This is a genomic window from Streptacidiphilus carbonis, assembly GCF_000787775.1.
Classification (GTDB): Bacteria; Actinomycetota; Actinomycetes; order Streptomycetales; family Streptomycetaceae; genus Streptacidiphilus; species Streptacidiphilus carbonis.
The window spans coordinates 76270-90548 of record NZ_BBPM01000003.1; the positions used below are offsets into that span (position 1 = coordinate 76270).

The following is a 14279-nucleotide window of genomic DNA, read 5'->3' on the forward strand; positions in this document are numbered from 1 at the left end:
TTCTGGAATCTGAGGCGGCTTCAAGGTTTCGTCCCCCCAGTGGGGGTAGGCGTAGGTTGCGGCCGGACCGGGAGGCACCACTCCCCCCTGGACTCCCGATCCCCGCCCGGAAGGTCCCCTGCTCTCCCCCCAGCAGGGGACCTTCCGCATGACCAGGTCGACGGGCCGTCAGAGAATCGCGCCCGGGGTGTACTTCGCCGCCTCCGGGTAGCGCGCCGCGACCGTCTCGACCTGCGCGACGACCGCCGCGACCTGGCCGGCCGCCGCGCCGGTGAAGGACAGCCGGTCGGCGAGCAGCGCGTCCAGCTGGGCCCGGTCGAGCGGGATCCGCTCGTCCTCGGCGAGCCGCTGCACCAGCTGGTTCTCCCGTACCCCGGCCCGCATGGCCAGGGCCGCGGCGACGGCGTGCTCCTTGATGGCCTCGTGCGCGACCTCGCGGCCGACACCGGCCCGCACCGCGCCCATCAGCACCTTGGTGGTGCCCAGGAAGGGCAGGTAGCGGTCCAGCTCGGCGGCGATGACCGCGGGGAAGGCGCCGAACTCGTCAAGCACCGTCAGGAAGGTCTCGACCAGGCCGTCGAAGGCGAAGAAGGCGTCCGGCAGGGCTACCCGGCGCACCACCGAACAGGACACGTCGCCCTCGTTCCACTGGTCGCCGCCCAGCTCGGAGACCATCGACGCGTAGCCGCGCAGGATCACCGCCAGGCCGTTGACGCGCTCGCAGGAGCGGGTGTTCATCTTGTGCGGCATCGCCGAGGAGCCGACCTGGCCCTCCTTGAAGCCCTCGGTCACCAGCTCGATGCCGGCCATCAGCCTGATGGTCTTGGCCAGGCTGCTCGGCCCGGCCGCGAGCTGCACCAGCGCGGAGAGCACGTCGTAGTCCAGCGAGCGCGGGTAGACCTGGCCCACGCTGGTGAGGCCCTGCTGGAAGCCCAGGTGGCCGGCCACCCGGCGCTCCAGGTCGGCGAGCTTGTCCTGGTCGCCGCCGAGCAGGTCCAGCATGTCCTGGGAGGTGCCGACCGGACCCTTGATCCCGCGCAGCGGATAACGGGCGATCAGTTCCTCCAGGCGCCGGAAGGCCACCAGGACCTCGTCGGCGGCCGAGGCGAAGCGCTTGCCGAGAGTGGTGGCCTGGGCGGCCACATTGTGCGAACGGCCGGTCATCACCAGCTCGCCGTGCTCGGCCGCCAGCGCGGCCAGCCGCACCAGCAGCGCCACGGTGCGGTCCCGGACGTGCTCCAGGGACTGCCGGATCTGCAGCTGCTCGACGTTCTCGGTGAGGTCGCGCGAGGTCATGCCCTTGTGGATCTGCTCATGCCCGGCCAGGGCGCTGAACTCCTCGATCCTGGCCTTCACATCGTGCCGGGTGACCCGCTCGCGCTCGGCGATGGAGGCCAGGTCGACCTGGTCCAGTACCCGCTCGTAGTCGGCGACGGCCCCGGCCGGGACGTCGACCCCCAGATCGGCCTGCGCCTTGAGCACGGCCAGCCAGAGCTGCCGTTCCAGGACGACCTTGTGCTCCGGGGACCACAGTCGGGTCAGCTCGCCGGAGGCGTAGCGGGAGGCGAGGACATTGGGGATCTTCGGCTTGGCGGTCACGCTGCGCAATCTTAACAGTCCAGGTCGGAGCAGCTCTCCTCGGCCGCACCGGAACAGCTACCGCACCAGCAGCTCCAGCAGCCGGTCGGCCTCCGCCGCCGGGTCCGCGCTGAGGCCGCAGTGCACCGGTCCCGGCTGGACCACGGTGCTGCGCGGCGCCGTCAGCCAGCGGAACCGGCGGCCCGGGTCGTCCTCCCCCGCCTGCCCGGCCTCTGCCCCGCCGGCGCAGACCCCGGCGACGGCCGCCAGCGCGCTGCGCACCGCCGCCACGTCCGCCTGCGGGTCCAGCGCCAGCAGCCTGGCCTCGTCCAGGTGGATCACCGCCCGCACCAGCCCGGCCTGGCGGCTGTAGACCAGCACCCCGGCGTTCAGCTGCTCGCCGCGCTCGATCCGGGGCACCACCCGTACCAGGGCGTACTCGTAGACGTACTCGCTCGTGCTCATGCCGCTGCCTCCGGGAGCCAGTCGCGTCCGCCCGACACCCGTCCGGCGAGCTGGGCGACATACGCCTCGCGGACCTCCTGTGCCGAGCCGAAGCCCGGTTCGCCGTCCAGCCAGACCTCGGGGACCAGGGCCAGCACCTCCCGCAGCAGACGCTCGGTCACCAGCGGGGCGAGCTCCGCGTCGGCCGCCGCCAGGTCGGGGCCGAACCGCAGCAGCGCGTGGTCCGAGGCGTCGTAGGGCTTGTCCACGGCCGCCGCGGCGCGGGGCCAGTTGTGATGGAAGATCAGGCTGGCGCCGTGGTCGATCAGCCACAGCTCGCCCGCCCGGACCAGAAGATTGGGGTTGCGCCAGGACCGGTCCACATTGCCGATCAGCGCGTCCAGCCAGAGCACCCGTCCGGCCGTCAGCGGGTCCACCGGGAAGGCCAGCGGGTCGAAGCCCAGGGCGCGCGACAGGAAGGCCATTCCCAGGTTGGTGCCGCCGGAGGCCTTCACCAGGTCCTGCACCCGCTCGTCCGGCTCGCCCACCACCAGCACCGGATCGACCTCGACCGTCACCAGCTCGGGCACCCGCAGCCCGAGCCGGCGGGCCAGCTCGCCGGAGACGACCTCGGCGACCAGCGCCTTGCGCCCCTGCGCGGCGCCGGTGAACTTGGCCACCCACAGGCCCGGATCGCCGCCCACGCCGCGCGCCTCGACCAGGCCGGGCAGCGACCCGCCCTCCCGAAGCGGCGTCACATACCGGACGGCCCGCAGCTCAGACAACATGCGCCCCACCCTACCCAGCCGCGCCCGCCCTCCCCCTCCACCCGCCGGCCCGCGCCCGGTGGCAGGCCCAGGGTGTGCATGCGAGTGTGGCGGGCAAGGTAGTGCTACAGAACCACCCAGTTGATCGCACAACACTCTGATCGCACGACGTGACCGCACCTGTGAAGGATGAACCCATGGAACGACCTCGGATCCTGGTGGTCGGCGGCGGTTTCGCCGGCGTCGAGTGCGCCCGGAGGCTGGAGCGCAAGCTCGCCCCCGGCGAGGCCGACATCGCCATCGTCGCCCCGTTCAGTTACGAGCTCTACCTCCCTCTGCTGCCGCAGGTGGCCGCCGGGGTGCTGACCCCGCAGTCGGTCGCGGTCTCGCTGCGCCGGATGCTGAACCGGACCCGGATCATCCCCGGCGGGGCGATCGGGGTGGACCCCCGGGCGAAGGTCTGCGTGATCCGGAAGATCACTGACGAGATCGTGAACGAGCAGTACGACTACATCGTGCTCGCCCCCGGCAGCGTCACCCGCACCTTCGACATCCCCGGCCTGCCCGACCACGCCCGCGGGATGAAGACGCTGGCCGAGGCCGCCTTCGTGCGCGACCACGTGATCAGCCAGCTGGACCTGGCCGACGCCGCCACCGACCGGGACGAGCGGATCTCCCGGCTGCAGTTCGTGGTGGTCGGCGGCGGCTACGCCGGCACCGAGACCGCCGCCTGCCTGCAGCGGGTGACGTCCTCGGTGGTGAAGCGCTACCCGCGGCTCAACCCCAACCTGATCAAGTGGCACCTGATCGACATCGCCCCCAAGCTGATGCCCGAGCTGGGCGACAAACTCGGCGCCACCGCGCTGGACGTGCTGCGCAAGCGCGGCATCGAGGTCTCCCTGGGCGTCTCGGTGGCTGAGGTCGGCGAGGACTCGGTGAAGTTCACCGACGGCCGGGTGGTCCCCTCCCGCACCCTGATCTGGACCGCCGGCGTCGCCGCCAGTCCGCTGATCGCCACCCTGGACTCGGAGACCGTGCGCGGGCGGCTGGTGACCACCGCCGAGATGAAGGTCCCGCAGTTCGAGGGGATGTACGCGCTGGGCGACGCCGCGGCCGTGCCGGACCTGGCCAAGGGCGACGGCTCGGTCTGCCCGCCCACCGCGCAGCACGCCCAGCGGCAGGGCAAGACCGTCGCCGACAATGTCGTCGCCGCGCTGCGCGGGCAGGAGGCCAAGCCCTACTTCCACAAGGACCTGGGCCTAGTGGTCGACCTGGGCGGCGCCGACGCGGTGTCCAAGCCGGTCGGCGTGGAGCTCACCGGCGTCGCCGCGCAGGGGGTGGCCCGCGGCTACCACCTGATGGCGCTGCGCACCAATGTCGCCAAGGTCAGGGTGATGACCAACTGGCTGCTCAACGCCACCGCCGGGGACGACTTCGTGCGCATGGGCTTCCTGCGCGGCCGCGCCGGGACGCTGCGGGACTTCGAGTACACCGACTCCTACCTCAGCAAGGACGAGATCCGCGCCCACACCGAGTCGCTCCGGACCGGCCACTAGCGGTTGCCTCTGACGGCTCTTGGCTCCGGCACCTGCCTGGTCGGTCGCGCAGTTCCCCGCGCCCCTACGGGAGTGCAACTCACCCACAGCGAGTGAGTTGCAGCCCCGTAGGGGCGCGGGGAACTGCGCGCCCGACCACCTACGGTCCGCACCCGAAGATCCCTCAGAAGTGGCCGGTGCTCACCCACCGAGCCCTTCCGGCACGTACGCGCGAAAGCCGGGCGTCCACCACGCCCGGCCGTCCGCCGTGACGGCGAACCCCTCCAGCCCCGGCTGCGACGCCAGCCACTCCCGCCCGGCCGGGCCCATCGCGAAGGCCGTCGTCGCCGCGATGTCCGCCGCGGTCAGCGACTTCCCCACCACCGAGACCGACGCCAGCCCGCCGGACGCGGGACGGCCGGTGTGCGGATCCAGGATGTGCGCGCCCCGCTCGGCCGTCCCCGAAGTGGCCAGCGCGATGCCGCTGCCGCGGACCAGGGTCGCGAACGCGCCGGGGTGCAGCGGATGGGCCACCGCCAGACTCCAGCCGCGGCCCGGCTCGGCCTCCCCCGCGGTCTGCACGTCCCCGCCGCCGTTGACGCTGTGGTCCGTCGAGCCCGCCTCCAGCAGGATCCGCGAGGCCCGCTCCACCGCCCAGCCCTTGACCACCCCGGAGGGGTCCAGGGCGCCGTCCGGCCCGCCGGGCCGTACCGAGAAGAACCCGTCGCCGGCCCGCTCGGCCGCCGCGCCCAGCGCCAGCACCTCGGCGACCTCGGGGTCGCAGTCGGCGACCGTCAGCTCCCCGCGCCCCAGCCGGCTGATCTGGCTGTCCGGACGGTAGGTGGAGAACACCCCGTCGACGCGGTGCAGCCAGTCGACGGCCCGCCGCAGAGCATCCGCGGCGGCACCGTCCGGCGCCCTCACGTCGAAGGACACCACGGTTCCCATCACCGGCTCGGCATGGCGCAACACCGGCCGGTCCATCTGATCCTCCTGATAACACTTCATCTGATAATGCGTCAGAAAGGCGAAGCCCCTCACTCCTTCGAGTGATGCGCCGCGCGCCCCCCGGAGGACATCCTCGCAGCCCAGCAGGGTGCAGTCGGACGCCACGCCGCCCTGAGCCAATGGCCGTCACGGTACCTTGGCAGGCTTAGTCCTGTAGCCATGCCCCAGAACCCCTCACCCCACCGTGACCTGCTCCCTCTTCGTCCGCTGTCCCGCCGTACCGTGCTGGGCACCGCCGTCGCAGGCACCGCCGTCACCGCGCTCCTTCCAGGCACCGCCACCGCCGCGGCCCCCGCTTCGGGCAGCACCCACCCCACGGACCGCGCCGCAGCGGCCGAGGTGCACGCCGAGTTCCTGCACGGCTGGCGGGGCTACACCGCCCACGCCTGGGGCTACGACGAGGTGTGCCCGGTGAGCCGCCGCCACCACGACTTCTTCGCCGCCGGGCACACCTTCGGCCTGTCCATGGTGGAGGCCCTGGACACCCTCTACCTGATGGGCGAGGACGCCGAACTGGCCCGCAGCTGCGACTGGATCGAAGCCCACCTGGACCCGGCCCAGAACTGCCAGGTGCAGCTGTTCGAGGCGGTGATCCGGCTGGTCGGCGGGCTGCTGGCGGGCCATCTGGCGACCGGCAGGGCCAGCCTGCTGGCCCGGGCCAGGGAACTGTCCGACCGGCTGCTGCCGGCCTTCACCAAGTCGCCGACCGGCATCCCGTACACCCATGTCAACCTGCGCACCGGCGCGGTCTCCGGCACCGCCGTGCCGCTGGCCGAGGCCTGCACCAATGTGATGGAGTTCGGCCTGCTGTCCGACCTCACCGGGGACGGCCGCTACTTCGACGCCTCGATGCGCGCCTACCGGGCCGTCATCTCCCGCCGCAGCTCGCTGGGGCTGCTGGGGTCCACCATCCACACCGAGACCGGCCGCTGGATCGACGCCACCGCCGTCGCGCCCAACCCGCCGGTGGACTCCTTCTACGAGTACCTGTGGGGCGGCTCGGCCCTGCTCGGCGACCGGCAGCTGGGCTCCTGGTACCGGCAGCTGACGGCCGCCATCATCAAGCACCAGGCGGTCGCCGTCGGCGGCCGGCTGTGGTTCAGGTCCGTCGACTCCGCCACCGGGGAGGCGGCCGGCGGCACCGCCCAGTCCGAGCTGGGGGCCTTCTACGCCGGCCTGCTCGCCAAGGGCGGCGACCTGAAGCGCGGTCAGTCCTACTTCCGCACCTGGTCCGACGTGCTGGCCCGGTATCCGGTGCTGCCGGAGACGGTGGACCCGGCGAGTCTGGCGGCCGTGGACAAGGGCAGCCGGCTGCGCCCCGAGTACGCCAACGCCGCGTTCGACCTGTGGCGGCTGACCGGGGACGCCGGCTACAAGCGGGCCGCCTACCGCGACTTCGCCGGGATGCGGGCCAACCAGCGGGTGGCCGGGGGCTACACCGTCTCCGAGGATGTGACGGTGCGCGGCACGCGCCCGGGCGACCTGACGCCGGCCTACTGGTTCGCCGAGAACATGAAGTACCAGTGGCTCATGTTCTCGGCCACACCCCGGTTCGACTACCGCAGCGGCATCCTGTCCACCGAGGGCAAGGTCCTGTCCGGGCTGGTGCGCCGATAGGCTGCACCGGTCGAGCAGGGTTAGAACGCGGTAAGAACGGTCGAGGGGACAGCGGAACGCATGAGTGCTGGCGGCGGTAGCAGGGCGATCGTGGCGGCGTTGGGGGCGAACCTGGCGATCGCGGTGGCGAAGTTCGTGGCGTTCGCCTTCAGCGGGTCCTCCTCGATGCTGGCCGAGGGGGTGCACTCGGTCGCCGACTCGGGCAACCAGGCGCTGCTGCTGCTCGGCGGGCGCAAGGCCAAGCGCGCGGCGACCGAGGAGCACCCCTTCGGCTACGGCCGGGAGCGCTATGTCTACGGCTTCCTGGTCGCCATCGTGCTGTTCAGCGTCGGCGGGCTGTTCGCGCTGTACGAGGGGGTCGAGAAGGTCCGGCACCCGCACTCGCTGGACCACTGGTACTGGCCGGTGGGCGTACTGGTGTTCTCGATCTGCGCGGAGGGCTACTCCTTCCGCACCGCGGTGAAGGAGTCCGGCGAACTGCGCGGCACCCAGAGCTGGGTGCAGTTCATCCGCCGGGCCAAGGCGCCCGAGCTGCCGATCGTGCTGCTGGAGGACTTCGGCGCGCTGATCGGCCTGGCGCTGGCACTGCTCGGGGTCGGCCTGAGCCTGGCCACCGGGGACGGAGTCTGGGACGGCGTCGGCACGCTGTGCATCGGCACCCTGCTGGTCTGCATCGCGGTCGTGCTCGGCATCGAGACCAAGAGCCTACTGCTCGGCGAGGGCGCCGGCGCGGCCGACAACGCCTCGATCCGCGCCGCTCTGGTCGACGGGGACGTGGTGACCGGGGTGATCCACATGCGCACCCTCTACCTCGGCCCCGAGGAGCTGCTGGTGGCTGCCAAGATCGCGGTCCGGCACGACGACACCGCCGCCGAGGTGGCCCGGGCCATCGACGCGGCCGAGGCCCGGGTCAGGGCCGCCGTGCCGATCGCCCGGGTGATCTACCTGGAGCCGGACATCCAGCGGGCCTGAGCGACGGGCGCGCCCCGCCGTCGGCCGGTCACGGCACCACGGTGACCGGCCAGCGGCCCGCCTTGACCAGCCGTACCGCCACCGAGCCGAGGAGGCGGTGCCCGGCCTTCTCCGAGACGCCGATCACCACCGCGTCGGCCTTCAGCCGGTCGGCGTGCTCCACGATGCCCGCGTAGGCGTCGCCCGGCGCGGTGTGGAACTCCCAGCGGATGCTGCCGCGGTGGCTGCCCTCGTCGATGCCCTCGCGGATCTGCCGCTCCAGGTCCTCGGCCACCTCGCGCCCGGCCTGGTTGATCGCGACGCCCACGTCCGCCCCGCCCATGGTGCCGATGGGCTGTATGTAGACCAGCGAGAGCAGCGAGCCCTGCCGGCGGGCCAGCCCGGCCGCATAGGCGGCCGCGCGCATGGAGGAGGGCGAACCGTCCAGTCCGGCGACGATCACTGAGGGACCGTCAGTACCCAGCTCGAACATACGGACTCCCTGCTTGTCGAATCGCTGCTCGCACTCGGCACCATGGTGTCAGACCAGGGGCCGCTGACGGTCAGGCGGATCCGGCGACGTCCACCGAGGAGTCCCGCTTCGACTGCGGCTGGGCACCTTCCGCGCCCGAACCGGTCCCGGACTGCAAGCGGGACAGCCCGACCACCCCCAGCAGCACCAGGCCGACGCCGAAGATCTCCGGCACCAGCCACCAGCCGACCCGGACCGACTCCGCGTAGAGGGTCACCCCGAGCGACAGGCTGATCAGCGCGTCGCCCAGGGTCAGCGCGGGCTGGGAGGCCACCAGCGGGCCGGCCTGCATGGCGTTCTCCAGCAGGAACAGCGCGCAGACGCCGACGGCCGCGAAGGCGTAGGTCTGCCAGGCCGTGAAGAAGGCCTTGACGCCGCCGTGGTCCAGGGTGTCGGTGGCCGACTTCATCAGGGCCGCGGTGAGCGCATAGCCGATCGCAGCCGCCGTCCCCAGGCAGGCGGCCCTGGCCGGACCCACCGGCCGCTTCAGCGCCGCCCCGGCGAGCAGCACCATCATTCCGCCGCAGCAGACCAGCGCCAGCATCCACAGCGCAGCCGGGGGCTGCTGCTCCCCGCCGCTGGGCGAGGCCGCGGCCAGCGCCGTGCCCAGGCCCACCACGATGCAGCCGACCGACAGCCAGCCGCGCCGCACCATCGCCTTACGGAAGACCAGCCCGGAGATCAGCAGCGCGAACGGCAGCTCCAGCACGAATATCGGCTGGACCACCGCCAGCGGGCCGGTCACCAGCGCCAGGCCCTGGAAGATCGCCGCGAAGATCACCCCGAGGATGCCGAAGAACCAGATCGGGGTGCGCAGCAGGTCCCACATCAGCCGCAGCTGGAACCCGTCCGACTGCGGGACGATCAGTGCGGCCCGCCGCTGGAGCACGGTGCCCATGGCGTTGCTCACCGCCGCCAGGACGGCGAAGAGCACCGACAGCATCGACATCAACGACACGGTTCTCCCCCTCCTCCGCAACGGCCGGTCAACATCCAATCACTACGGCTCGATGCTACCGGGAGTCTTGGAGCTGCCGGTGACATGCCACTGAGTACGATGTGTGCATGGGCCAGCCGGATGACCAGCAGGATCGGCGCCCCGGGCGCCTCGACCCGGCGGCCGCCGCCCGGGTGGCCGGAACCCTGCAGGCGCTGGCCACGCCCTCCCGGCTGCTGATCCTGGCCCGACTGCGCGAGGGCGCCTGCGCGGCCACCGAACTGGCCGCCGAGGTCGGCCTGGAGCAGTCCGCCTGCTCGCACCAGCTGCGGGTGCTGCGCGAGCAGGGCCTGGTGGTGGGCGAGCGGCGCGGCCGCAGCGTGGTCTATGCCCTCTACGACTCGCATGTCGCCGAACTGCTGGACCAGGCCGTCCACCATGTGGAGCACCTGCACCAGGAGCACGGGCGACCCGCGAGTCTCCAACTGTCCCCCGTGACCGGCCTCCTATGATGGCGTGATGGGCGCGATCACCGATTGGCTGCTCCACCTGTCCGGACCGCTGGTCTACCTGGTCGTCGCCGCTCTGGTGTTCACCGAGGACGCCCTCTTCTTCGGCTTCGTGCTGCCCGGCGAGACCGCCGTGGTGATCGGCGGGGTGATCGCCAGCGCGCACCACGGGGTGAACCTGCCCGCGCTGATGGCGGTGGTGGTGCTGGCCGCCGTGGTCGGCGACTCGGTGGGCTACGAGGTGGGCCGCCGGTTCGGCCCGGCGCTCCTGCGGACCCGGCTGGCGGTGAAGCACCAGGACCGGATCGAGCGCTCGCGCGCCTTCATGCGCGAGAAGGGCCCGGCGGCGGTGTTCCTGGGCCGTTTCGTGGCCCTGTTCCGAGCGATGGTGCCGGCGCTGGCCGGCCTGTCACAGCTGCCGTACCGGCGGTTCCTGCTGTTCAACGCCGCCGGCGGGCTCATCTGGGGCATCGGCTACACCCTGCTCGGGTACCTGGCCGGATCCGCGTACACCAAGGTGGCGCACACCGCGGGCACGGTGGCCGCCGCCGTGGTCGGCGGCATCGTGGTCATCGCCCTCTGCGTCTGGGCCTGGCGCCGCCACCGCCGCGAGGCCGCGGGCGCGGGCGGGGGCGCGGGCACGGGCGGGGCCGCGGGCGGGCCGGAGGCCGGACCGGTCGGCGTACCGGAAGCCAGGCCGGACAGCGGACCCGAGGCCGAGCCGAACGGCAGACCCGAGGCCGGTCCCGTCGGCGGACCGGAAGCCAGGCCGCACAGCAGGCCTGAAGCCGGGCCAGTCGGGGGACCGGAGGCCAGGCCAGACGGCGGACCGGAAGCCGGGCCGAACAGCGGATCCTAGGCCAGGCCAGACCAGACAGCAGGCCCGAGGCCGGTCCCGTCGGCGGGCCTGACGGCCAGCCCGAGGCCAAGCCAGACAGCGGACCGGAAGCCAGGCCGCACAGCAGGCCTGAGGCCAGGCCAGGCGGCGGACCGGAAGCCGGGCCGGACGGCAGGCCCGAGGCCAGGCCGGTCGGCGGAGCGGAAGCCGGGCCGGACGGCAGGCCCGAGGCCAGGCCGGTCGGCGGAGCGGAAGCCGGGCCGAACAGCGGGCCAAAGGCCGGGACGGACGGCAGGCCCGAGGCTGGGCCGGTCGGCGGGCCGGTCGGCGGGCCGGTCGGCGGGCCGGTCGGCGGGCCGGACGGCAGGCCCCTGGTCCCGTCGGCAGGACCGGGGCCGGGCCGGAGGGCCGGTCGCGGGTGGGTCCGACGGTGACTCCGATGCTTAGGCCTGGACGCGTTCTGACAAGTCGTCACGTCTGATCCTGTCGGCCCCATTGTGCGGGGCCGGGGCTGCTGCCTATCCTCGCTGCGGACACATTCATGACCATCGGTCATATACATGAACTTCCTCCCACCGTACGAGGAGTCCCATGAGCCGCCGCATCACCGCCGCACTGGTCGCCGTCGGCGCGACCGTCCTCGCCCTGCTGGCCCCGGCGTCCGCCTCAGCAGCGGGCCTCCGCCCCGCCCCCGTACCCCGCACCGTCGTCCTCGACGGCAACCGGCTGGCGCTGACCCGGCTGCTGGTCAGAGCCGGCGTCCCGCAACTCCGCGGCGAGCTGCGGACGCTCACCGGCCAGGCCGACGGCTACCTCACCCAGGGCCCCTGGTCGGTGACGGACAAGCCGCAGACCGCGCCCAGCGGCGACAAGCACGACTACCTCAGCGAGGCCCCCTACTGGTGGCCCAGCCAGCCGCAGACCGCCGCCAACCCGTGGGGCTGCCCGTACGTGCAGAAGGACGGGGTGCGCAACCCCGCGATCGACACCATCACCGACCACAAAGAGCGCGGCGAGATGTTCAACGCCGTCTACACCCTCACCCTGGCCTGGTACTACACCGGCAAGGCCGACTACGCCGAGCGTGCCGCGCTGGACCTGCGGACCTGGTTCGTCGACCCCGCGAGCAGGATGAACCCGAGCCTGAACTACACCCAGTTCATCCCGTGCAAGGTCGACGGCCGCGGGATCGGCATCATCGACTTCTCCCAGCAGTTCACCGACGTCCTGGACGCCACCGCGATCCTGGACACCGGCGCCCCCGGCTGGACCAGCGCCGACCACACCGGTATGACCGACTGGGACAGCCGGTTCCTCAGCTGGCTGCAGACCAGCCAGAACGGCAAGGACGAGGCCGCCGCGACCAACAACCACGGGTCCTTCTTCGACATGCAGGAGGCCGCGCTGGCACTGGCGACCGGGCAGAAGGCCCTGGCCAGGAGCATCGTGCAGGGCGCCGAGAGCAAGCGCCTGGACGTCCAGCTCGCCGCCGACGGCGGCCAGCCGCTGGAGCTCGCCCGGGCCACCAGCTACCACTACTCCGACTTCAACCTGCTGGCACTGACCCGGCTGGCCCAGATCGGCGAGCACGTCGGCGTCGACCTGTGGCACTACACCACGCCCTCCGGCGGCAACCTGCTGAAGTCCGTGGACTTCGTGGTCCCCGCCGCGACCGGCGCCGCCGCCTGGACCTACCCGGAGCTGGACTTCCAGGCCTTCGCAGCCAACGACGTGATCCGCGCGGCCGCCGACGCGGGCGACCGCACCGCGCTCAGGGCGCTGCCCGAGCTCTCCGCGCAGCCCGGCGGCGACGTCTGGCTGCTGCGGCCGGCCGCGGAGCAGCTGGACCCGATCGGCAGCTGAGCTCCGAGTCCGGTGGACACGACGGAGGGAGGCGTGGCGCCCGCGGCGCCACGCCTCCCTCCGTCGTCGTACGTCCCGCCGATCGGTCAGACCCGCGGGGTGTGCTTCTCCGCGTCCCCCGCCGGCTCGTCGGCCGCGTCATCGGAGGGTTCGGACGGTTCGGCCGTTGCGGTCGTTTCAGCGGGTTCCGAGGCGACGTCGTCCATGGCGGCGTCGTCCGGCGCCGGGCCCTCCGGAGCCAGTCCGGACCTGCCCAGTCGCCGCTCGGGCTCGGGGCGGTTGCGGGAGACGATCAGATAGCCGACGGCGACCAGGAAGCAGATCAGCGAGGTCCAGTCGTTGAGCCGCAGGCCGAGGATGTGGTTGGCGTGGTCGGTGCGCAGCGACTCGATCCAGCCGCGGCCGGCCGTGTAGCAGGCGACGTAGAGCGCGAAGAGGCGTCCGGAGTGGAAGTTCCAGCGGCGGTCCGCGTAGAGCAGCAGCGCCATGCAGGCCAGGTCCCACAGCGACTCGTACAGGAAGGTCGGCTGGAACACGCCGTGGGCGGTCTGGCCGCTGCTGTCGATGTAGGTGATCTTCAGGCCCCAGGGCAGCGTGGTGGGGTCGCCGTAGAGCTCCTGGTTGAAGTAGTTGCCCCAGCGGCCGATGGCCTGGGCCAGGATCAGCCCCGGCGCCAGCGCGTCGGCGAAGGCGGCCAGCGGGACGCCGCGGCGGCGGCAGCCGATCCAGGCGCCGAGCGCCCCCAGCGCCACCGCACCCCAGATGCCGAGGCCGCCGTCCCAGATGTAGAGGGCCCGGATCGGCTGCTCACCGGACTTGAAGTACAGCTCCGGGTCGGTGATCACGTGGTAGAGCCGACCGCCGACGATGCCGAACGGGACCGCCCACAGGGTGATGTCCACGACGTCGTCGGGGTTGCCACCGAGCTTGATCCAGCGGCGGCGGGTCAGCCAGAGGGCGGCGGCGATGCCGAGGATGATGCACAGCGCGTACGCGCGGATCGGCAGCGGGCCGATGTGCCAGACGCCCTGCGACGGGCTGGGGATGTACGCGAGTTCCATCAGGGCCGATTCCCTTGAGGCCGGGCGGGTGGGGGCCTCCCGCAGCTGTGCCGGTCTGTGCTTGTGCGGCCCCACATTACATCCGACCGGAAAGGGTTAGGCCATCCGCTTGATCTTGGCACGGGCGCCTGGTCGGACGGCTGGTCGGACGCCCGTACGGAAGGCTGCCCGGACGGCCTTCCGGCGGTGCGCCGCCGGTCCGGCCGACGGCTGCGGCGCGGCCCCGGGGAGTGGGGCCGCGCCGCAGCCTGCTACCGCTGGTCGGGCAGGTGCAACTGCCCGGTCAGCTCGCTGTGCAGGTGAGCGTGGGAGCGGTGTTGGTGCCGGAGTAGGTCGCCCCGAAGCCGAAGCTGGTGTTGCCCCCGGCGGCGATCACATTGTTGTAGGGCTCGTTGGTCGCGGTGACGGCCGAGCCGGAGTGGGCGTAGACCGCGTTCCACATGCTGGAGACGGTCTGGTTGCCGCCCCAGGTCCAGGTGACCGTCCAGGACTTGGTGGCGCTGGTCCCGGTGTTGGTGACGGTGACGTTGGCGTTGAAGCCGGCGCCCCAGTCACTACTGACGCTGTAGGTCGCGGTGCAGCCGGCGCCGCCGCCACTCGACGCCGAGGTGGTGCCGGTGACGGTCGCGGACGAGGCGG

Annotated in this window: 14 protein-coding genes; 6 read left to right on the plus strand and 8 right to left on the minus strand. The window is 72.3% G+C overall.

Going from position 1 to position 14279, the window contains the following annotated elements:
• Nucleotides 1-168 precede the first annotated feature (168 nt).
• The 3 genes from purB to TR46_RS03130 are packed head-to-tail and all read right to left on the minus strand — an operon-like array spanning nucleotide 169 to nucleotide 2810.
• Nucleotides 169-1608, minus strand: a complete 1440-nt coding sequence (gene purB / locus TR46_RS03120) for an adenylosuccinate lyase (protein ID WP_042393028.1) — start codon at nucleotides 1606-1608, stop codon at nucleotides 169-171.
• A 48-nt stretch (nucleotides 1609-1656) separates the two neighbouring features.
• Nucleotides 1657-2043, minus strand: coding sequence for a DUF3037 domain-containing protein (locus TR46_RS03125; protein ID WP_042393030.1), 387 nt, complete (start codon nucleotides 2041-2043; stop codon nucleotides 1657-1659).
• Nucleotides 2040-2810 (minus strand): HipA family kinase, encoded by a 771-nt coding sequence (locus TR46_RS03130; protein WP_042393033.1) that lies wholly within the window; start codon nucleotides 2808-2810, stop codon nucleotides 2040-2042. Before TR46_RS03130 ends, TR46_RS03125 begins: the two co-directional genes overlap by 4 nt.
• Before the next feature lie 176 nt (nucleotides 2811-2986).
• Between TR46_RS03130 and TR46_RS03135 the strand changes: the two genes are divergently transcribed.
• Nucleotides 2987-4345, plus strand: coding sequence for an NAD(P)/FAD-dependent oxidoreductase (locus TR46_RS03135; protein ID WP_042393037.1), 1359 nt, complete (start codon nucleotides 2987-2989; stop codon nucleotides 4343-4345).
• 180 nt (nucleotides 4346-4525) lie between these two features.
• On the opposite strand, the gene TR46_RS03140 is transcribed toward TR46_RS03135, so the two are convergent.
• Nucleotides 4526-5308 (minus strand): FAD:protein FMN transferase, encoded by a 783-nt coding sequence (locus TR46_RS03140; RefSeq protein ID WP_042393040.1) that lies wholly within the window; start codon nucleotides 5306-5308, stop codon nucleotides 4526-4528.
• A 183-nt stretch (nucleotides 5309-5491) separates the two neighbouring features.
• Here TR46_RS03140 and TR46_RS03145 point away from each other — a divergent pair, with 183 nt between their 5' ends.
• Both TR46_RS03145 and TR46_RS03150 read left to right on the plus strand, forming a co-directional pair.
• Nucleotides 5492-6949, plus strand: a complete 1458-nt coding sequence (locus tag TR46_RS03145) for a glycoside hydrolase family 47 protein (RefSeq protein ID WP_042393042.1) — start codon at nucleotides 5492-5494, stop codon at nucleotides 6947-6949.
• A gap of 60 nt (nucleotides 6950-7009) precedes the next feature.
• Nucleotides 7010-7921, plus strand: a complete 912-nt coding sequence (locus TR46_RS03150; protein WP_042393045.1) for a cation diffusion facilitator family transporter — start codon at nucleotides 7010-7012, stop codon at nucleotides 7919-7921.
• 28 nt (nucleotides 7922-7949) lie between these two features.
• Here TR46_RS03150 and TR46_RS03155 read toward each other — a convergent pair whose 3' ends face one another.
• On the minus strand, nucleotides 7950-8393 hold the full coding sequence (locus tag TR46_RS03155) for a universal stress protein (RefSeq protein WP_042393047.1): 444 nt from the start codon (nucleotides 8391-8393) through the stop codon (nucleotides 7950-7952).
• A 70-nt stretch (nucleotides 8394-8463) separates the two neighbouring features.
• The gene (locus TR46_RS03160) at nucleotides 8464-9381 is read right to left on the minus strand and encodes a DMT family transporter (protein ID WP_052432513.1); all 918 of its coding nucleotides are present in this window, start codon (nucleotides 9379-9381) and stop codon (nucleotides 8464-8466) included.
• A gap of 116 nt (nucleotides 9382-9497) precedes the next feature.
• Between TR46_RS03160 and TR46_RS03165 the strand changes: the two genes are divergently transcribed.
• From TR46_RS03165 to TR46_RS03175, 3 genes are all read left to right on the plus strand, one after another.
• Entirely contained in the window at nucleotides 9498-9881 is a 384-nt protein-coding gene (locus TR46_RS03165) for an ArsR/SmtB family transcription factor (protein WP_042393049.1), read from the plus strand.
• A gap of 7 nt (nucleotides 9882-9888) precedes the next feature.
• Complete coding sequence (locus TR46_RS03170; RefSeq protein ID WP_063770514.1) at nucleotides 9889-10737, plus strand: DedA family protein; 849 nt, start codon at nucleotides 9889-9891, stop codon at nucleotides 10735-10737.
• A gap of 570 nt (nucleotides 10738-11307) precedes the next feature.
• On the plus strand, nucleotides 11308-12579 hold the full coding sequence (locus TR46_RS03175) for an alginate lyase family protein (protein WP_042393051.1): 1272 nt from the start codon (nucleotides 11308-11310) through the stop codon (nucleotides 12577-12579).
• An 86-nt stretch (nucleotides 12580-12665) separates the two neighbouring features.
• Here the strand turns inward: TR46_RS03175 and lgt are convergent, their stop codons facing one another.
• On the minus strand, nucleotides 12666-13640 hold the full coding sequence (gene lgt, locus TR46_RS03180) for a prolipoprotein diacylglyceryl transferase (RefSeq protein WP_042393056.1): 975 nt from the start codon (nucleotides 13638-13640) through the stop codon (nucleotides 12666-12668).
• Nucleotides 13641-13923: 283 nt separating this feature from the next.
• The coding region (locus tag TR46_RS03185; RefSeq protein ID WP_042393058.1) for a cellulose binding domain-containing protein at nucleotides 13924-14279 on the minus strand (356 nt) is incomplete at its 5' end.

What these genes read in the sequence shown, in the direction of transcription:
- TR46_RS03130 (WP_042393033.1), bottom strand. Translation starts at nt 2,810, where the DNA reads ATGTTGTCTGAGCTGCGGGCCGTCCGGTATGTGACGCCGCTTCGGGAG.
- TR46_RS03140 (WP_042393040.1), bottom strand. Translation starts at nt 5,308, where the DNA reads ATGGACCGGCCGGTGTTGCGCCATGCCGAGCCGGTGATGGGAACCGTG.
- TR46_RS03175 (WP_042393051.1), top strand. Translation starts at nt 11,308, where the DNA reads ATGAGCCGCCGCATCACCGCCGCACTGGTCGCCGTCGGCGCGACCGTC.
- TR46_RS03135 (WP_042393037.1), top strand. Translation starts at nt 2,987, where the DNA reads ATGGAACGACCTCGGATCCTGGTGGTCGGCGGCGGTTTCGCCGGCGTC.
- TR46_RS03150 (WP_042393045.1), top strand. Translation starts at nt 7,010, where the DNA reads ATGAGTGCTGGCGGCGGTAGCAGGGCGATCGTGGCGGCGTTGGGGGCG.
- TR46_RS03125 (WP_042393030.1), bottom strand. Translation starts at nt 2,043, where the DNA reads ATGAGCACGAGCGAGTACGTCTACGAGTACGCCCTGGTACGGGTGGTG.
- lgt (WP_042393056.1), bottom strand. Translation starts at nt 13,640, where the DNA reads ATGGAACTCGCGTACATCCCCAGCCCGTCGCAGGGCGTCTGGCACATC.
- TR46_RS03145 (WP_042393042.1), top strand. Translation starts at nt 5,492, where the DNA reads ATGCCCCAGAACCCCTCACCCCACCGTGACCTGCTCCCTCTTCGTCCG.
- TR46_RS03165 (WP_042393049.1), top strand. Translation starts at nt 9,498, where the DNA reads ATGGGCCAGCCGGATGACCAGCAGGATCGGCGCCCCGGGCGCCTCGAC.
- TR46_RS03170 (WP_063770514.1), top strand. Translation starts at nt 9,889, where the DNA reads ATGGGCGCGATCACCGATTGGCTGCTCCACCTGTCCGGACCGCTGGTC.
- TR46_RS03160 (WP_052432513.1), bottom strand. Translation starts at nt 9,381, where the DNA reads ATGTCGATGCTGTCGGTGCTCTTCGCCGTCCTGGCGGCGGTGAGCAAC.
- TR46_RS03155 (WP_042393047.1), bottom strand. Translation starts at nt 8,393, where the DNA reads ATGTTCGAGCTGGGTACTGACGGTCCCTCAGTGATCGTCGCCGGACTG.